Origin of the sequence: Singulisphaera sp. GP187, from assembly GCF_900129635.1 — a bacterium.
Lineage (GTDB): Bacteria > Planctomycetota > Planctomycetia > Isosphaerales > Isosphaeraceae > Singulisphaera.
Map to the genome: position 1 here is coordinate 3,314,722 of NZ_FSRB01000001.1, position 18,430 is coordinate 3,333,151.

The following is an 18,430-nucleotide window of genomic DNA, read 5'->3' on the forward strand; positions in this document are numbered from 1 at the left end:
AAGGGAAGGCCGAGCCCCACGATAGGGCATCGGCCGTTCACCCATCAGAAGGTCGCGGGTTTCCCCGCGACCCATTGTAGCAACCCTCCCACGAATCCTTGCTCCCGATTGCGGGAGCAAGGACGAGGGGAGCGCCGAGGCTTCACTTCGGCGAGGGGGCGGAGGCGGGGGCGGCGGTCGCTCCGCCCGTTCGGCTCTCCTTCGAGCCATCGGAGGCTGGGCCAAGCATTTCGTTGGCGTCGAACGGATCGACCGACGTATCCTGCTCGGCGGCCTGGAGGAGTGCCTTAAACGGGAAGACTTCAGGCTCAGGTTCGCCAAGCTGCTTGAGCGACCGGACGTAGCGCTTGACGATCAGGCCCGTGTCCTTCTCGTTGAATTTGTCGCTCTGGTATTGGGGGTGCTCTTTCAAGAGCAACTCCCAGACGTCCAGACCTTCGCGGAATTTCTTGGCCGCCAGTTCGGGATCGCCTTTCTTGTAAGCGATCGTTCCCTCGTAAAAGAGCTGGCGGGCCTGGACGCCCTCGTTGGTCATTTCGGCCATCGAGCGGTCTTTCCAGTAAGGGTAGTTCATCTGGTCGGCCCAGCGGTTCGTCCAGTATCGCGCGTTCTCGGAGATCTCGGCGTACTTCTTGGGCTGGAAGATATCGTCGATCTGAACCGGTTCGTCGACCAGCTTGCCGGTCTTATCCTTGGTCTGATTCGGCGTCATGAACGTATAAGTGCCGAACTTCTCCCACTCGATGAGCGCCTTGGCCCACTCGTTCTTGGCGACCTCGCCGAAGGTGGCGGGGATGTCCAGGATGCTCGCCTTCTCCAGGCCGGCGGCATACCGCGTCTGGGCGTGGGCGGGCATCGAGCGGAACGCGAGGTCGCCGGGGCGACCTTTGCGCTGGGGAGACGGGTCGACGAGTTCGACGTCGCGGGTTCCTGCTTGGAGTCGGGACGCTCCCTCATCCACCAGGGCGACGGCGCGACTGAACCAGCCGAAGCCGAGCTTGAAGTTGTCGTTGCCGACGATCAAGGGCTGCTGCGGGTCGGAGTAGTCGATGTACTTCTTGAAGTCCTCATCGTCATCGTCGCGGAAGAGGCGGCGAAGAATGATGCTCTCGTCGGCAAAGCCGAGCTTGTGGTAGTAGGTCCAGGCGGTGTCCCAGATCAGGTCGGGCGAGCGGCTATTCTTCTTGACGCCGTCTTCAAGGAACTGAATGCCCTTCTTGATCCAGTCATACTTGTCTTCGGGAGCATCCCACTCGACCGACACGTTGTAGGCGAGGTTCCACCCTTGGAAGGTCCAGACCGACAAGAAGTGGGGCTGGAGCTTCGTGATCAGGTCGATCGTCGCCTTCATCCGATCCCAGTCGTGCTCGCGCTTGAGTTCCTCGGCACGGGTCCAGAGGACGTTGGCCGCGATGCCGCGCGCTCCGCCGAGCAAGGCAAGCTTGAGCATGAAGCTGCCGGTATCGACCTGGCCGATTGCCGCCTCGCCGAGGTCCTTGTTCTTCTTGACTCCCTTGAGCCAGTCGGTGTACGGGATCATCGCGCCAAGGATGGCGACGATGATCAGGCCGTAAATAATCTTGCGACTCAGGTTGGACCTCATGCGGCGACCTCCCGGTTCTTCAGGATGAAATATCCGGCGATGGAGAAGGGCAAGGCATAAGCCAGGGCCAGCAGCAGGTTCGCCGCCAGCAGCGACCAGCGGACCTCGAAGCCGTCGGCCACGGTGTTGCTGACGTCGAGCGCGGCGAAGTTGGGAACGATGTAGACCAGACGCGACATGACCGGCATGACGATTGAGTCGAACGTCTTGGCCGTCACCACCGCCAGGGTCGGGGCCAGCTCCGACATTTGATTATCGTGGGTCAGCAGGCGGATCAGCGATTCAAACGGCCCGCCACCCAGCAGGCTCTGCCGGCTCAGGTCGACGAGGAAGGCGAACGCGACCTGGCCGGCCACGAAGAACGCGATCGTCGTCAGAAGCGCCACCGGCCAGCTCAGGAACGTGCCGGCAAACACACCGATCGCCGTCAGGACCATCGCCTGGAGCCAGATCCCGAACAGACCCTTCATATAGTTGGGCCCAAACTGCCCGGCAGTGGCCCGGATGAACAGGTCACTCTCGGCCATGCCCAGGTATTGAGTCGGGCTCAGGCAGCGGATCTCGACCCGCAGATCGCCCCGCGAACCCGCCAGGATCTCGGGCGGCAGGTATTCAACGTTGGTGTAGTATTCCCGGATCGGGAAGATTTTGACGATCGGCTTCTGGCTCGAGTGGGGGTTCGTGACCACCATTTCGGCCAGGACCGGGTCGCCAATCCGCCCCTTCGTGGTCCGGTAGACGTTGAACGTCATCTCGACCGGGACCGGCAGCGAATGCAAATCCAAGGCCTGCTTCCGGAGCGACTCGGCCTCGGTGGCTTGCCCCGCCTTTTCGGCGGTCCGAGCCCGGTTCTGGAGGTCGTCGGCCTCGGCCTTCATCTTGGCGTAGGCGCTCTCAACGTTCTTGAGCTCATCGCGATCGCGGGCCAAGGACGTGGTGAGCCGTTGTGCCTCCGCGGGGGACAGTTTACCCGACGCCTGCGACTGCTCGGCCACGATGATCTGGGTCTTCAAAAGCTCCCCGCGATCGAGCCAGGCCTCGATCGAGTCGGACTTGAGCAGGCGATCGACCGGGATTCGGCGATCGAGGACCAATTGGGCGTCATAGGGGTCGCGAAGCACGCCGTACTGCCAGATCGCGCTGGCGGGGGTGGCCCCTTCGATGTGACTTCGCCGGGTTTGCTCCTGCCCGACGTCGATCCCCTGAAGGTGAGGAGCCCCTTTCGAGTCAAGGAACGTGAGCGAGCCCAAAACCGGCTCGCGGGCCGACATTCGGGTGCGAAGCTGATTCGCCTCTTCCTTCAGGTGGTTCGCCTGAGCGAAATTCTTGCGCTTCGCTTCCTTGACCGCGCGGGCTTCCGTCGCCGCGATCGTCCCACCGACCGTTCGTTTGAGATAGAGCAGGCTGATTCCGCCGAAGATGAGCACGAGGACCGTGACGATCGCCATGAATCCGATCATCCGGCCCCAGATCAGCTCGATCCGACGTACCGGCTTGGAGACGACCGTGTAGATCGTCTGCTGCTGGATGTCGGTCGGCAAGCTCAGCGGGGTCAAGAGCGTGACCATCACCGTCAGCAGCAACGAGCAGAGCAGCGAGAGTGTGCCGACGAACAGGCGCCCCATCTCGGCGGGCCGTGGCGGCGTGAGGAACCAGTGGGTGAACGCCAGGACCACCAGGAAGACCGTGATCACGACATAAGGCGCCCACATCCTCCGGTTCGACTCGGTGACCGTGATCAGTGCGATCGAATAGAGCCGGCGAAAGCGAACCGCGATGACCTCACGAAAAACGATGGCGATCACCCGAAGCAGGACCACATAGCCCATGTACGTGGCGCTCAGGCGGGCGCCGTAGCTGATCCCCTCTTGCCAGGTCGCCGTGGCCTGCCCCTCCATGGCCGGCATGCTCAGGCTCGCCCGCTGAAGGATCAGGCCCACGCCCAGCCCCAGGAGCAGGGCGACGTGGACACCGGCGAGCACCGCGAGATCCCCCCCGCGTCCGAGCTTGCCGATCGTCTTCCAAAGGGTGGTCTCAACCCAGAGGAAGATCACGACCCCGCAAATGATCGCCAGCAGCGTCACGACGGAAATCGGGCCGACCTTGTAAACCTGGGTGATCCGTCCGGTGGACTGCATCACATGGAAGACCATCGCGGCCACGCAGCCGATCAAGGCCACCACGGCGACGATATCGAGCCAATTTCCGCGCGCGGCGGTCCGTTCCTTGAGCGCGATCGAGACCCAGGAGACCACCCAGCCGAGCAGACAGAACAGGCTGATGATCTTGATCCAGGTGATCAGTCCGCCAAGCAGGCCGGGCTGTGTAAAGGCGGGTTCGCCGAGGAGGAGCAGCCAGAGCATGACCGCCCGCCACCCCTCCGGAACCCCCGGAAGGAGCACCTGCGACCAAAGCACAGGAAGTGATAAGAGCAGGGACATCGTTGGAAAAGCTCCTGGGGCGCCGGGGCAATATCCGAGGCCGAGCCGGGGATGAGGTATCTTGCGAAGAATGGAATCAGGGGTCGCCGGCCGAACGGTGACGGGTCACGCCGCCAGCCGCGCTGGAGCGTCTTCCCTTAATTTTTTCGGCCGGCTCGATCCCTTGAGTGGTTCGATCGAGTGTTGATCCAAAAGTCGAGCAAGAGTCGAGCCGCATGTACCGGTCGAGGGAATCGGACGCCAACCGTTGGGAATCGAGAACGGATGGCGATCAGGGCTTGGAGGACGACCCGGCGAGTTCGTCGGGCGAGGAGGAACCGCTCCGGGTGGGCGGCTCGGCCACGCGGCGCCGGCCCGGGTGCAGGTCGCTCTCACGGACAATGCGCAGGAAGAGCTCTTCGAGGGTGGTGGTCGGATGATCCACCGCCAGGAGTTCGCCGCCGTGGCGTGCGATCACGTCGCGAATCTCGTGCAGGGCCGCCTCGGGCAGATCCTTCGTCTTGATCTGGGTCACGTCCTGAACCGTCAACAGGTCGGCAACCTTGCCCAGCTCTTTGAGCTCGCCGCGATGGAGGATCGCGATTCGGTCGCAGATATCCTGCATGTCGGCCAGCAAGTGGCCCGAGAGAACGATCGTCTTCCCCTGAGCCCGCAGGTCGCGGATCAACTCCTTGATCTCCGCCGTGCCGATCGGGTCCAGGCCCGAGGTCGGCTCGTCGAGCAAGATCAGTTCGGGGTTGTTGATCAGGGCCTGAGCGAGCCCGATCCGCCGCTGCATGCCCTTGGAGTACTCGCGGAGTTGGCGATGCTTGGCGGAGTTCAAGCCAACCATGTCAATCAGCCGGCCCACCCGCTTGGTCCGCTCGGCGGCCGAGATCTTGAAGAGTCGCCCGTAGAAGTGAAGCGTCTCCTCGGCGTTCAAGAACTTGTAGAGATACGACTCCTCGGGGAGGTAGCCGATCCGTTCGTTCTTGGCGACGTTCGTCGTCGGCTCGTTGAAGATCAACGCTTCCCCTTCGGTGGGGAAGAGCAGACCCAGGAGCAACTTCATCGTCGTCGTCTTGCCCGATCCGTTGGGCCCAAGCAGACCGAAGATCTCGCCCTGATGGACTTGCAGGTCGAGCGCCTTGAGCGCCTGAACCTTGGGGCGTCCCCAGAAGTCGCGATAGACCTTGGTCAGATTCCGTGTCTCGATGATGACATCACGGCTCATCACGCGGGCGCCTTGTGATTAAAGACAGGAAAAAAGGAATCAGGAAGAGCGAGTCCGGCGAGTCAAAACCGATCGACGGCCGAAGGTGACCATGCGGTCCGCGGTCGTAAACGTCAAAAAAACAAATTGATAAGTCGAAAAACCGCGAGACCACGAAGCGCTGTCCCCTTCGTGGATGGGTCAGCCATATTGGACGCTACGCTGTCCAATTCGAAACGGTTCACAGGGTCAGGCGTTTTTTCAGAATTTTCGCCTTTCTCCCGCGCCCCCGAAAAGCGAAGGTTTCAGCCCGAAAAATTCCGGGCCGAAACCATGAGCCGCCATCGTAAGGAACTCGAAGGTCGTTTGGCAAGAAGGGGCTACGGATGTTTTCCTCACGCGACAGGTCGGACAGAACGAGCCTTTTCCCGAGCCATTCGAGGCGAGACGCACGCCGAATGATATTCCGTTCCGAGAACCGGGTCATCCGTGGGGTAAGCCCCCCTTGGGATTCGAGCGCGCTCGTCGTTGAGGCTCAGGGAGTCAGGCCGGTGCCGCCGGAGTTGACCGGAGGCGCTTCGACCCGCCCGGTGAAGCTCGGCACCGGAACGCGCGGACCCGACCCGATCGTCAGTTGGTAGGGATGGAGCGGGGTATTGGCCGACGCGATCGGCGGACCGCCCAAGGGGTGGCATCCCCCACAGCCCGAGTAGGGGATAAAGCGCTGACCACGCGTTACATAGGCATTGTAGTAGGTTGGCAGGAACATCTGATTGGGAGGAACCGCGAACTGACGCTGGAAATACCAGTCGGCGGTTCGGTCCGCCCCCAGAGGCAAATAAGTCCCGTAGTCGATATAACCGTAGCCATCCGGGTTGCCGTTGGGGAAGCCCGCCCCCAACCCTGGCTGCGGCGGCAGGATCCGCCCCCCGCCGGAGAAGTGTCCGCCGGTCGAACTCATCGCCAAGGCCAGTGTCAACGTGACGATCGTGGACATGATCTTCCACCTCCGTGCCCGACCGGGGCGAGCCCAATGCCCGCGGATCGGTCAAAATACCCGAGCATCGCGGCGCGCAGCCGATCGCCCCGCCCTCGCCCTAGGCTCAGCCGTAGAAACTCTACACGCGCCACGGGCCTCGAGACGGGTTTTCCCCACTGGTTTCCCTTCCGAATCCGCCGGAAACCCGTTACGATCCTAGGATGACGGTCGTGCCGTGAGGGCGTCCTCCCGGTCGTCGGCCGCCGCCGCTTCGTTGGATCCGGCATGATTGTCCTGATCGACAACTACGACTCGTTCACCTACAACCTCGTTCAGCGCCTGGGGGAGATCGACCCCAGCCTGGACCTGCTCGTCGTCCGCAACGACCAGATCACGCTCGATGAGATCGAGGCGAAACGGCCGACCCATATCATCATCTCACCCGGTCCTTGCACGCCCCTCGAAGCCGGGATCTCCAACGCCGTGGTCGAACGGTTCGCGCCCACGATCCCGTTGCTCGGCGTCTGCCTCGGCCACCAATGCATCGGCCACACCCTCGGAGCCAAGGTCGTGCGGGCCGAACGGATCATGCACGGCAAGACGTCCCTGATCCACCACGACGGCAAAGGCGTCTACCTGGGACTGCCGAACCCGTTCCAGGCCACGCGCTATCACAGCCTGCTGATCCAGCCCGACACCGTCCCCGAGTCGCTCGAGGTCGTCGCCTGGACCGATGCTGGGGAGATCATGGGGGTCCGCCACAAGACGTACCCGATGGAAGGCGTGCAGTACCATCCCGAGAGCTTCCTGACCCAGGATGGAACGCAACTGCTCAGGAACTTCATTAGCCGTTGAATCCGTGGGATCCTGGCTCCGCCCCGACTTGACCTTCGCCGAGTGACCCGCAAAATGGGGACCGAAATCGATCGCCTGCTCACCGTCGACGAAGCGCTCCACGCGATCCGCGAACGGGCCGCCCACCTCAAACCTCGGCCTTGCGTGCTCGCCGAAGCGCTCGGGTGCGTGCTCGCCGAAGACGTGACGGCCGACCTCGACCTTCCCCCGTTCGACAAGGCCCTGGTCGACGGTTATGCGGTGCGCGCGAGTGACCTGGTCGCCGGTGAGTGCCGGCTCGCGGTCGGCGAGGAAATCGTCGCCGGCCGGACTCCGACCCGAGCGCTCGCCCCCGGCGAGGCGGCCGCGATCATGACCGGGGCCCCTCTGCCCCCGGACGCGGACGCGGTCATCATGGTGGAGAAGACGCGACGGGACGGTGCCGATGTCCTGCTTGAGGGCGGACTCGTCCGGCCCGGGCAGAACCGCCTGCTACGCGGTCGGGAGATGCGGGCCGGCGACGTCGTGCTCCGGAAGGGAGAGCCGCTCAATGCGCCTAAGCTCGGGCTGCTCGCCTCCGTCGGCCGGGCGAAGGTTCTCGTGTTCCCTCGTCCTCGCGTCGCGATCGTGCCAACGGGCGACGAGCTGGTCGAGCCGGACGTCGTCCCGGGGCCGGGGCAGATCCGCAATTCCAACGCGGTGATGCTGCAGGCGCTGACGGGGGCGACGGGGGCCGAGGTCCGCACGTTCCCCATCGCGCCTGATGAACCGGCGGGCCTTCGCTCGCTGCTGGAGCGCGGACTGAATTTCGATGTCCTGACGATCACGGGAGGGGTCTCGGCCGGTAACCGCGACCTGGTCCCCGAGGCGCTCGCGAGCCTCGGCGTCACTCGTGTGTTCCACAAGGTCCGGGTCAAACCCGGCAAACCACTCTGGTTCGGCGTCGGACCTCCGCGCGGCGACGCCCCGGGAGCACTCGTCTTCGGCCTTCCTGGGAACCCGGTCAGCGGGATCGTCGGATTTCTGCTCTTCGTTCGCCCCGCGCTCCTGGCCCTTGCGTCCCAGCGAGCGGAAAGCCTACCGCTGATGAGCCGACGACGGCTGGCTCGAGCGTTTGTTCACTCGAGCGATCGACCCACTTATTTTCCGGCTCGGTTGTCGGCGGAGTCCGCGGCCGCCGAGGCGGCGATCGAACCGCTCGATTGGGCTGGCTCGGCCGACCTGAGGACGGTCGCCCAGGCCGACGGTTTCGCGGTGTTCGCGGCGGGCGATCGGCACTACCAGGCGGGCGAGGTTGTCGAGTTCCTCCACTTGGGTTAGCATCCGCCGGCACGATCGCCTTGCGCCCGATCCTCCGCCGAGGCGAGTGAACCCGGTTCCCTTTCGCCTTCGAAACCAAAAGCAAAAGTTCGCCCGTGGTCGACCACCAAACCAACTCAGGCTCGGGCGGTAATGTCCAAGCCTGGCGAGCGAATCTGTCCTCAGAAGGGCGAAGGCGAGCCGCAACCAACCGGCCAGAGGGAACGGCGAGCCTTCCACGGCCTTCGCTCTAGGGGGGAACGATCCAATGTCGACGACCGAAGCACCCACGGCGGCAAATCCGAAGACCGTCGACTCGTCGACGCTGTCGTCCTCGTCGGATCGCCACCCCGTCGTGCTCGCATTCTTCTCGGCGATGCTCCTCTGGTTTTCGTTCTTACCGACCGACTGGAGTTGGCTGGCCTGGGGGGCGCTCGTCCCCTTGTTCCTGCTGATCAAAAGTCAGCGGTCGCGCCGTTCAATCTACTTCGGCGCCTGGACCGGAGGAATGCTGTTCTGGGTCCTCTCGATCCAGTGGGTCCGACTGACGGACAGTGACGCCTGGCTGGCCTGGATGGTGATGGCGCTGGCACTTTCGGTCTGGTGGCCTGGGTTTCTGCTCCTGGCGCGACTGTCCGTGCTCCGACTCAGGATCCCGCTGATGGTGGCGGCCCCGCTGATCTGGGTGGGGCTCGAGTTCGTCCGCGCCCACATCCTCACCGGATTTCCTTGGTACTATCTGGCCCATACCCAGCACCGCGCGCTCCCCTTGATCCAGATCGCGGACATGACCGGGGCGCTGGGCGTGAGCGTGCTCATTGCCCTGGTGAACGCCTGGCTGGTCGATCTCCGCACGGTGCCGCTCCTCGAGTCGACGCCGCGGGGCGACCGGCTCGCCCGGCCTCAGCTCGTTCGCGCCCTGATCGTTCTGGGCGCACTCGGAGCCACGGCCGGATACGGGACGTTTCGGATCGCGACCGCCCGATTCCAGGACGGCCCGAGGCTCGCCCTACTCCAGTCGAACCTCGAGCAGTCACGGAAGACTTCCGGCGACCCCTACCAAATTCTTGAGACGTACCGGACGCTGGTGGAGCGAGCACTCCGGGAGAACAAACGGCTTGACCTCATCGTCTGGCCCGAAACCGCCTACCCCTTACCCTATGTCGTCCGTGATTCCCAGCTCAGCGATTCGGGCTTTGAGCGCCAAGCGAGGGGGCTGGACCCGAAGAGGGGCCGGGAGTTCTGGAGCGACTGGGAGCGCGATTCCGAATTCCGACTCCAGAGCTGGACCGATCAGATCCGGGTCCCCATGCTCGTGGGGAGCACGCTCTACGATTTCCAGGCGTCCGGCTTTGCCAAGCTCAATGCGGCGATCCTGTATGAGCCGAAAATCAAGGCGATTCAGCGCTACGCCAAGATCCATCTCGTCCCGTTTGGCGAGTATATCCCGCTCGTCAACCTCTTCCCCTGGCTGACCGTCTTGACTCCCTACCGAGACGCCTCGATCCCGATCCTCTCATTCGGTACGAAGCCGGCCTGGTTCGAACTCGGCCGGTTCCGGTTTGCCACGGCCATCTGCTTTGAAGACACCATCCCCCACCTCGTGCGCCGGTTCTTCCAAGGGCAAGGAACCAAGCAGCCCGACTTCGTGCTCAACATTTCCAACGACGGTTGGTTCCGGGGATCCTCCGAACACGATATCCATCTCGCGATCAGCGTGTTTCGCGCGATCGAGAACCGGGTGCCGCTGGCGCGTGCGGTCAATACCGGAGTGTCGGCGCTGGTGGACGGCAATGGTCGGGTGATCGCCGCGTTGCCGAAGATCACGGAGGACGTTCTCTCCGTCACCGTGCCGCTCGACGACCGGGTCGCCCTCTACTCAGAGTGGGGCGACTGGCTCGGAATCGCCTGCCTCACCCTCACCCTCGGGTTGATCCCGGCCTGGCTTTTGCAAACGGTCCGGTCCCGCCGATCCGCCTAACCCAAATTCACCAAGCCTCCTTGCTTGTCAGACCCGGATTCATCGGGTAAGTTTAGTCGTGTTCGAAACCGGGGAGCGGAGAGAAGAATCGTTCCGCAATGATTCTTGCCGGCCCCGGACTCGGCCCTGTAAAATAAACAAAGAAATGTCAATGGTACGACCTATCCGGGTTGCACCTATTGGCCGGACTCCACTTCCCGGACCCGCACGGTCTCTGTCCCCTTCCCCGCGCTTGACTCGTGGCGGCACGACGCAAGGGGTACACGGCCGACCGTCTTCTCCAAGACCTGCTTAGGATGGGACCATGACGTTCGTCGGCAAGATCCTCGTGATCGTCATCATGGCCTTCTCGCTGATGTTCCTCGGCATCTCGACGGTGGTCTTCACCACCGCCACGAACTGGAAGGAAGCGACCACGAAGGCCAAGGCCCAGGTTGCCGAACTTCAGAAGAAAAACTCGGACGCAACCACGGCCGTCAAGACTCTTGAAGGCGACTTTGCGAAGGCCCAAACCGAGCACAAAGAGGCGGTCAAGCGGCTGGACAACACGATTGCTCAGCTCACGGCGGACATCGAGACGATTCGCGGCGAGGCCACGGCGGCCCGTGGCGAAGTCGCCACCGCCCAGACCAACGCCAAGAGCGCGCTCGAAGAGGCCGAGCATAGCCGCAACGAAGCGCAACGACTTCGCGAACAGAAGCTGGAGGTCGAAAAGCAGGCCAACGACTTCAAGCTCAAGCAAGCGGAATTGAACGACCAGATCCGGATCCTCACTCGCGAACGTGACGTCGCCAAGAACAATGCCGACGTGCTCCGCGAGACCTCGGCCAAGTTCTCGTCGTTGCTGCGGCAACATGGCCTTTCGGACGACATCACCCAGGTCAAGGGGCTGGAAAGCCCCCCCGCCGTCCACGGCGAGGTCGCTCGGGTCGACCAGAGCAATCGGGTCGAATTGACGATCGGATCGGACGACGGCCTGGTCGTGGGCCACGAGCTGTTCCTCTGGAGGCTGAAGCCGAAGTCTGAGTATCTCGGCAAGGTGCGCATCGTTTCCGTCGACCCGGACCGTGCCGTGGGCGTGGTGGTCGCACCGGGAACCGTCCAAGGCAAAAAGATAAAGGAGGGCGACATTGTCTCGTCCACGTTCCGCAGCGGCCCGCGGAGCTAGCGGGGGAGCCCGAGCTGCCGGTCGCCCTGGCGTCTTTGTCCAGTCCCCGCGAAGCGACATCTTCGTTGCCCTGCTAGGCGTCGCCCTCGGGGCCATGGTCCTCGGATGCCTCCTGCTCGTCCTGATCCTCCAACGCTACGAATTCACGACCAAGGCCGCGGCCCTGTTCACCCAGCCCGCAAACACCACCCTGGTCGCGCTCTCCGAAAATTCCGAACATTCGTTCAGTGTACGCTTGTAAACTGAACGGCGATCGAATAGAATGCCGTTGTCCGATCGAACCCGCGTGCGTCACCGGGATCGATCGGGCGACGGCGTTTCGGTGTTTGACTCCCGAGGCGTCGTCCTTGCACCCGGTGTTTGATACCAGTCGAGGGCGGCGGGGCGATTGAAATCGCGCCCGCCCGATCCTCCGGGGGGCGTCAGCCATGACTCAGCATCCCGACTTATTTGCGGCCCTCGCCGCACCCTTCGATTCCCACGAACTCAAGCTCCGCTCGCAGAGCGGCCGCCAGCTCCACTACATCACGGCGCGAACCGTGATGAATCGACTCGACACCGTGCTCGGCCCCGAGAACTGGTGGGATCGTTACGTGCCGGGTGAAAACAGCGTCATGTGCGAGTTGACCATCCGGCTGCCCGATGGGTCGACCTTGACCAAGTCGGACGCCGGCGGTTACGCCGGAATGGCCGACTCGGGCGACGACGACAAGTCGGGCTACTCCGACGGATTCAAGCGGGCCGCCGTCAAGTTCGGAGTGGCCCGTTACCTGTACCGTGACGGCGTTCCCGCCTTCGTGCAAGAGCGGACACCCGGAATCGAGCAGGCCGTTCCTGCCCCCGAGCCGCAACCGCAGCCGGCGCCGTCACCGGCTCGGTCAGCGACGGCCACTGCCACCGCTCATGGCGGCAATGGCGGGCCACCCCGCACGGGCAAGGCGCTCTTCGCATGGACGAAGGACCAGGAACAGCGCTACTCGGTCGGGCTTTTGAAGTACCTCAACAGTTGGGCGAAGCTGCAAGAATTTCCGGGCAGAATGGTGGACTGGGACGCCGAACAGGTGACGCTGGCCCATGGGGAGGCGTGCCGGAAGCTCCAGTCGATCCACGCAACGTCGTCCGAGGCCTACGAAGAAGCCCTTGCCAACTGAGCCAAGAGTCGATTCTCGGACTCGCCCCACTTGCCAGTGGGATCGAGTGGGTGGACTCTGGTCGAATACCCCGGTCGCCGCATCCGCGGCCGCCGGGGTATTTTCGTTGCGGGACAAGTCGCGGCCGCGGTCAGGCCCTGATTCCACTGAACCGCGAAGCGTTGAGGGACTGAGCAAGCGGTCTCGGGGTCGGCCCACCGTAGCGGAACCGTTCTTTCAGATTCGCGATCGGTTGTTCGATCCAATGCCAGGAGACCGACGCGACAGCGATGGTCACTCCCACTTTAACGACATCCAGCCAAAGTGGTTCGCCCAAATTCAGATGCCGGGCGAGCGCCCAGATCAGAATGAAGACGAATGAATGGAACAGGTAAATCCCGTAACTGACCTTCCCGAGATAACCCAGGCGACTATCACGTAAAATACGAAGGCTGGGATGGCCCGTATTGAGGATGACGAGCCCGATGAGACTGAAGTAAAGCAAGTTCCACGAGAGGATCATGAGTGAGGGCAATAACGACATCTCACCGAAATTCATTCCAAGCGTGGTGGCGGTTGTCGTCGCCGCACAGGCAACTGCGAATAAACAGGTGAGGCTCAGGCCGAGTTGGATCTTGTCTCGATGCCGCTCCACCTGCTCACGCTCGATAAAGATCACGGCCAACATCGACCCGAACGCAAATCCATCGCAGCGTGCCAGGAGCAGCCACCAATGAAATCCAACGCTTCGCATGATCACGGACATGACAACAAGCGCCACGGATACGGGGATGAGCCGACGCCGGCCCAGGAGGAGCACCATGATCGGCCAGAAGAAGAAAAACTGCTCTTCAAGCGCGAGGCTCCAGGTATGTTCAAAATACCAACTGAATGCCGGAATCGCGTCCGACCAATATCGCGTGATGTTCTGCGTAAAAGTCAAGTAGTAAGGGAGTCCATCCATCGGGAACGACTTGGGAAGCCAAGGATTCACCAAGATCAAAAGGATGACCGCAATATAATAAATCGGCCAAATTCGTAGCCAACGCCGCACCGAGAAGGTGAACAGAAAGCCAACCCCATCTCCTTTTTTAAGAATGATCGATGTTAGGAGATAGCCGGATAGGATGAAGAAGAGGTCGACACGGACCCCATGGAGAGCGAACGCCTGCGGTTTCAGATGGTAGATCATCACCGACATCGCCGCGAGCCCGCGAATCGCGTCTAGCTCCGTGATTCTGCGCATAGGGGGGCCTCCGTACCACTCTCTTGGTGCGTCCCTGCCGAGTTGAAGTGGCTTAACCCTACTAAGAGCTTCGGCGACATTCAAGTAAAAAAATGTGACGATGACAGTCGTAGTGTGTGGGTAATGTGAACACATTCATGGAATGAACTCGATCTGCCGGACGCCCCTTCTTTCGCTCCTTCCACATTCTGCCAACACCAACGCCCGTTCACACGTTCACTAAGTCACCGCAAACCACGAACAGGTTGCGACTTACGTCAGAGCGTGATTTTTGTTCTGGTCGTGGCGCCGCGCCGGTTGGAATTGGCGGCAAACGCCCGCCTGATTCGAAAAAGGCACCGGCTCAATTTCGTCGGTTGGGCCAGTCGGACTCGGGCTCGTACTCAAGGCGATCCCCCCGTTTGGGCATCGACCGAGCGGACCGGCATTCTTATCAAGGGGCGAAGTCTGCCGAGGCCTCCCCCCCCTCCATTTGACATCATGCCCCGAACACTCCAAAATTTCTTTGTCTGGAGTATGATGACAGGCTCGTCCGTCAAAAAGATTGGGTTCTAACGGTCGAAGTGGCCGATGACCAATGGAGTGACGATGCCGGAACGGTCGACCCGGGGAGAACGGAGTCACGGCGACCTGGATTGGATCGACGGCCTGATTAAGACGGGTCAAGCTTCAACGAAGTGAATCGGTCCTTGATGCCCATTTCCCCTCGATCCCTTGGGTGAGCCAAGGCAAGGTTCGGCTCTCGATCCGCTCCGAGGACTCCGGCCGAAACCCTCAAGGTTGGGGTCGAATCCGGACCATTCGATCGCCTGTCGCATTGTCGCCCGAACCACCCGATTTGTTCGCGATGCCGTGGCTCATTTTCAACGACGCATGACAATGAGAATTTCCAACGAGAATGCTGAGACGCCCAGGGAGGAAGCTCGATCCCGAGCGATGAACCCCGGCAGAGGTCGGAGGATCGCGCCGGCCTGATCGGGTTTTCGTCGTTCGACCTCAGTCAGAAGTAATTTAAGGACGCGTCATGCCTACCGTCTCCCTGGCCCTGATGTGGCACCAACACCAGCCTTACTATCCTGACGACGTCGCCGGTGAAAACCCGATGCCCTGGGTCCGACTCCACGGCACGAAAGACTATCTGGGCATGGCGCTTCACCTTGAGGAAGTGCCCGAGTTTCGCTGCACGATCAATCTGGTCCCGAGCTTACTCGTGCAGGTTGAAGCCTACGTGCAGGGCGCGACCGACAAGCACCTTCGCGTCTCGCGGCTTCCGGCCGACGGGATGGACCATGACGATGCGCTCTACCTGCTCGACAACTTCTTCATGGCTCATGCCGACGCCATGATCCGCCCGCACCCGCGCTACAACGAACTCTACCACCAGCGCGGACTCGGGGTCGATTCCGCCGAGCAGGCGCTCCCCCGGTTCCGCGAACGCGACCTCCGCGACCTGCAAGTCTGGTCGAACCTGAGCTGGATGCACCCGATCCTGTTCGAGAAAGACCCCGAGCTCGCCGAGTTCAAGGCCAAGGGCAGACGCTACACCGAGGACGACAAGCAGTGGCTGCTGGACAAACAGCGTGAACTCCTCGCACAGATCATTCCACTCCACCGCAAGCTCGCCGACCGCGGTCAGGTCGAGCTCACCACGACCCCCTTTTACCACCCGATCATCCCCCTGCTCTTCGACAAGCGGCTGGCCCGCGAGGCCATGCCCGACGTGAACCTGCCCGGCTATCGCGACGGCTACCTCGACGACGCCGAGGTTCACGTGAAACGGGCCGTCGAGAGCCACCAGAAGCATTTCGGCGAGCGGCCCCGCGGGATGTGGCCGAGCGAGGGGTCGGTCTGTCAGGCGATGATTCCGCTGCTGGAACGCCACGGCATCGAGTGGATCGCCACCGACGAAGAAATCCTCGGCGCCTCGACCCACGGCAAGGTCGGCCGCGATAGCCGCGGCCACGTCCGCCACCCCGAACTCCTCTACCGCGCCTGGAAGGTGGCCGAGCAAGGGAGCGAGCTCGGCATCGTCTTCCGCGACCACTCGATGTCCGACCAGGTCGGATTCCACTATCAACGTAGTCCCGGCCCGGCCGCCGCCAGCGACTTCCTCGGCAAGCTCCACGCAATCGGTGACGCTTGCCGCCAGAATCCGGCCACCCTCGTCCCCGTGATTCTCGACGGCGAAAACTGCTGGGAGTACTACCCCGACGGCGGCGTCTCGTTCCTCCGCTCGCTCTATCAGAGCGCGGCCCGTGACTCCCGGGTCAAGCCGGTGACCGTGGGCGAGTTCCTCCGCGCCCACCCTCCGGCCGACTCGCTCCCTCGGCTCTTCTCGGGGAGCTGGATCAGCCACAACTTCGCGATCTGGATCGGCCACCCCGAGGACAACCGCGCCTGGGACGCCCTCCATGCCACCCGGGAGTTCCTCGTCCGCGAGGTCGAGACCGGCCGACACGGCTCCGAGATCCTGGCGCGGGCCTGGGACGAAATCTACATCGCCGAAGGCTCCGACTGGTTCTGGTGGTACGGCGACGATCACTCGAGCGCTCTCGACGCCCTGTTCGATCACCTGTTCCGCAAGCACCTGCGGAACGTCTATACCTTGCTGGCCCAAGACCCTCCCGGCAGCCTGTTCACGCCGATCTCCCAGGCGGTGAGCCACCGGCCGATCCACGATCAGCCCACCAGCTTCCTCAACGTGAAGGTCGACGGCCGCTCGTCCTACTTCGAGTGGATCAATGCCGCTCGCTACCTTTGCGGCAATGAGCGGGGGACGATGGCCCTCGTCACGCGCGGACCGCTTCACACCATCTGGTTCGGGTTCAGCGCCGATCGGCTCCTGATCCGGGTCGATACCGATGGCGGCCCCGCCAGCGAGCGACTGGCCGAGGTGAGCCAGCTTCGCGTCGGGTTTGTCGATCCGGCCGAGTGGGAGATCGTGGTCGAGAATCCATCGCTCCCCAGGCCGACGGCCCGGATCAACCACGCCGGCCAGCCCTCCAGCAACGGAACGACCGTGGAGGCCGCGACCGGCAAGATCCTCGAGTTGGCCGTCCCGTTCGGTCGCCTCGGACTTCGCGCCGACGACCCGATTCGGTTCTACGTCGAGTTGATCGAAGGCGAGTCGAGCCTCGATCGAGCACCACGCGAGGGCATCTTCGAGTTGTCCGTCCCGACTCCCGACTTCGAACGTATTTTGTGGCAAGTCTGAGGTCCCACCGGATGGCGAACCTCGCCCAGCCCGGCCAAGATCCAAAGGCTTGCCGGATGAACCTCGGATCGCATGCGTGAAAACCCGGGCTGACTCTTGTAGGGTGGGCACGGCCCACCAGGTTTCGCCTTCGAGAAGTCAAAAGGCTTGGTGGGCCGTGCCCACCCTACAAGACACCAGCGCCCCCACGCTCGAAGCTCCCCAGGATTGCTCAACGTCTAGTGAGAGGAGGCTCAAAATGCCCGAACTGCGTAAGGATCCGATCGTCGGTCGCTGGGTGATCATCGCGCACGAGCGGGCAAAGCGACCTCACGACTTCAGTGGCGAGGCGCAGTTGCAGGCCGAGGCGAGCTTCTGCCCGTTCTGCGAAGGCAACGAGGACAAGACACCGCCCGAGATCGTCGCCTATCGCGAACGTGGGACCCGGCCCAATGGGCCCGGTTGGCGGATCCGGGTCGTCCCCAACAAGTTCCCCGCGTTGAAGATCGAGGGGAACCTGAACAAGCGTGGTGAGGGGATCTACGACAAGATGGCGGGCGTCGGCGCCCACGAGGTCATCATCGAGAGTCCTCAACACCACATCAGTCTCCCCGAGCTCCCCGAAGAGAACGTTCGCGAGATCCTTTGGGTCTACCGCGATCGGCTGGTCGACCTCAAAAAGGATTCGCGGCTGGTCCACGGCATGCTCTTTAAGAACGTGGGATCGGCCGCGGGCGCCAGCCTGGAGCACACTCACAGCCAGTTGATCGTCACCCCGATCGTGCCGATCTCGGTCTGGGAGGAGATGACCGGCTCCCTCGAGTTCTTCAACTACCGTGGGCGTTGTATCTACTGCGACATGGTCCAACAAGAGCTCTCCACCGAGAAGCGGATCGTGCTCGACACCTCGCACTTCACCGCCTTTTGCCCGTACGCGAGCCGCTTCCCGTTTGAGACCTGGATCGTCCCCAAGACCCATTCGAGCCACTTCGAGAACATCCCGAAGCAAGGGGTCGACGACCTCGCGACCGTGCTGCGGCAGGTCCTCGGCAAGCTCGAGCTGGCGTTGGACAACCCCGCCTACAACTACATCATCCATACCTCGCCGTTCGACCACCAAGAACTGCCTCATTACCACTGGCACATCGAGATCATCCCCCGGCTCTCCAAGGTCGCCGGGTTCGAGTGGGGATCGGGCTTCTACATCAACCCGGTTCCCCCCGAAGACGCAGCCGCCTTCCTGCGCGAGACCGAGTATCCCCAAACGCCGACGCCCCTGATGAATCTGGGGACCGGCCTTGCTTGAGGGGTCGAAAGGGGCCAAACCGGCCCCCTTCTCAATTGTCGCCAATCGGCCTCCGGAA

The 18,430-nt window shown here is 62.7% G+C and carries 13 protein-coding genes; 8 read left to right on the forward strand and 5 right to left on the reverse strand.

Features of this window, described 5'->3' with window-relative positions; all coding sequences use genetic code 11:
• Positions 1–142 precede the first annotated feature (142 nt).
• The 4 genes from BUS42_RS12965 to BUS42_RS12985 all read right to left on the reverse strand — a co-directional run bounded on the left by BUS42_RS12965 (position 143) and on the right by BUS42_RS12985 (position 6,233).
• Entirely contained in the window at positions 143–1,603 is a 1,461-nt protein-coding gene (locus BUS42_RS12965) for a hypothetical protein (protein WP_074307272.1), read from the reverse strand.
• Positions 1,600–4,044: a hypothetical protein gene (locus BUS42_RS12970; RefSeq protein WP_074307273.1), complete on the reverse strand. Its 2,445-nt coding sequence runs from the start codon at positions 4,042–4,044 to the stop codon at positions 1,600–1,602. Before BUS42_RS12970 ends, BUS42_RS12965 begins: the two co-directional genes overlap by 4 nt.
• A gap of 271 nt (positions 4,045–4,315) precedes the next feature.
• A complete protein-coding gene (locus BUS42_RS12975) occupies positions 4,316–5,257 on the reverse strand; it encodes an ABC transporter ATP-binding protein (RefSeq protein ID WP_074307274.1) in 942 nt (313 codons plus the stop codon).
• A gap of 514 nt (positions 5,258–5,771) precedes the next feature.
• On the reverse strand, positions 5,772–6,233 hold the full coding sequence (locus BUS42_RS12985; RefSeq protein ID WP_074307276.1) for a hypothetical protein: 462 nt from the start codon (positions 6,231–6,233) through the stop codon (positions 5,772–5,774).
• Positions 6,234–6,500: 267 nt separating this feature from the next.
• On the opposite strand from BUS42_RS12985, the gene BUS42_RS12990 reads away from it, so the two are divergent.
• The 6 genes from BUS42_RS12990 to BUS42_RS13015 all read left to right on the forward strand — a co-directional run bounded on the left by BUS42_RS12990 (position 6,501) and on the right by BUS42_RS13015 (position 12,648).
• Positions 6,501–7,070, forward strand: a complete 570-nt coding sequence (locus tag BUS42_RS12990) for an anthranilate synthase component II (protein WP_074307277.1) — start codon at positions 6,501–6,503, stop codon at positions 7,068–7,070.
• Between the two features lie 54 nt (positions 7,071–7,124).
• Positions 7,125–8,369, forward strand: a complete 1,245-nt coding sequence (glp, locus tag BUS42_RS12995; protein WP_074307278.1) for a molybdopterin molybdotransferase MoeA — start codon at positions 7,125–7,127, stop codon at positions 8,367–8,369.
• 247 nt (positions 8,370–8,616) lie between these two features.
• Positions 8,617–10,329, forward strand: a complete 1,713-nt coding sequence (gene lnt / locus BUS42_RS13000) for an apolipoprotein N-acyltransferase (protein WP_074307279.1) — start codon at positions 8,617–8,619, stop codon at positions 10,327–10,329.
• A 304-nt stretch (positions 10,330–10,633) separates the two neighbouring features.
• Entirely contained in the window at positions 10,634–11,497 is an 864-nt protein-coding gene (locus tag BUS42_RS13005; RefSeq protein WP_074307280.1) for a hypothetical protein, read from the forward strand.
• Positions 11,460–11,738: a hypothetical protein gene (locus tag BUS42_RS13010; RefSeq protein ID WP_074307281.1), complete on the forward strand. Its 279-nt coding sequence runs from the start codon at positions 11,460–11,462 to the stop codon at positions 11,736–11,738. The genes BUS42_RS13005 and BUS42_RS13010 overlap by 38 nt, the downstream gene beginning before the upstream one ends.
• 187 nt (positions 11,739–11,925) lie before the next feature.
• Positions 11,926–12,648, forward strand: coding sequence for a Rad52/Rad22 family DNA repair protein (locus tag BUS42_RS13015; RefSeq protein WP_254053477.1), 723 nt, complete (start codon positions 11,926–11,928; stop codon positions 12,646–12,648).
• Between the two features lie 130 nt (positions 12,649–12,778).
• Here the strand turns inward: BUS42_RS13015 and BUS42_RS13020 are convergent, their stop codons facing one another.
• Positions 12,779–13,957 carry an acyltransferase family protein gene (locus BUS42_RS13020; protein ID WP_254053478.1) on the reverse strand — a complete coding sequence of 393 codons (1,179 nt, stop codon included), beginning with the start codon at positions 13,955–13,957 and terminating at the stop codon, positions 12,779–12,781.
• Positions 13,958–14,897: 940 nt separating this feature from the next.
• On the opposite strand from BUS42_RS13020, the gene BUS42_RS13025 reads away from it, so the two are divergent.
• Positions 14,898–17,087, forward strand: a complete 2,190-nt coding sequence (locus BUS42_RS13025; protein ID WP_074307283.1) for a glycoside hydrolase family 57 protein — start codon at positions 14,898–14,900, stop codon at positions 17,085–17,087.
• Positions 17,088–17,325: 238 nt separating this feature from the next.
• Positions 17,326–18,372, forward strand: a complete 1,047-nt coding sequence (gene galT / locus BUS42_RS13030; RefSeq protein WP_074307284.1) for a galactose-1-phosphate uridylyltransferase — start codon at positions 17,326–17,328, stop codon at positions 18,370–18,372.
• Positions 18,373–18,430: the final 58 nt, after the last annotated feature.

Bases quoted from the DNA above. Each gene is read 5' to 3' on its own strand.
- BUS42_RS12965 (WP_074307272.1), bottom strand. From the start codon at position 1,603: ATGAGGTCCAACCTGAGTCGCAAGATTATTTACGGCCTGATCATCGTC.
- BUS42_RS12970 (WP_074307273.1), bottom strand. From the start codon at position 4,044: ATGTCCCTGCTCTTATCACTTCCTGTGCTTTGGTCGCAGGTGCTCCTT.
- BUS42_RS12975 (WP_074307274.1), bottom strand. From the start codon at position 5,257: ATGAGCCGTGATGTCATCATCGAGACACGGAATCTGACCAAGGTCTAT.
- BUS42_RS12985 (WP_074307276.1), bottom strand. From the start codon at position 6,233: ATGTCCACGATCGTCACGTTGACACTGGCCTTGGCGATGAGTTCGACC.
- BUS42_RS12990 (WP_074307277.1), top strand. From the start codon at position 6,501: ATGATTGTCCTGATCGACAACTACGACTCGTTCACCTACAACCTCGTT.
- glp (WP_074307278.1), top strand. From the start codon at position 7,125: ATGGGGACCGAAATCGATCGCCTGCTCACCGTCGACGAAGCGCTCCAC.
- lnt (WP_074307279.1), top strand. From the start codon at position 8,617: ATGTCGACGACCGAAGCACCCACGGCGGCAAATCCGAAGACCGTCGAC.
- BUS42_RS13005 (WP_074307280.1), top strand. From the start codon at position 10,634: ATGACGTTCGTCGGCAAGATCCTCGTGATCGTCATCATGGCCTTCTCG.
- BUS42_RS13015 (WP_254053477.1), top strand. From the start codon at position 11,926: ATGACTCAGCATCCCGACTTATTTGCGGCCCTCGCCGCACCCTTCGAT.
- BUS42_RS13025 (WP_074307283.1), top strand. From the start codon at position 14,898: ATGCCTACCGTCTCCCTGGCCCTGATGTGGCACCAACACCAGCCTTAC.
- galT (WP_074307284.1), top strand. From the start codon at position 17,326: ATGCCCGAACTGCGTAAGGATCCGATCGTCGGTCGCTGGGTGATCATC.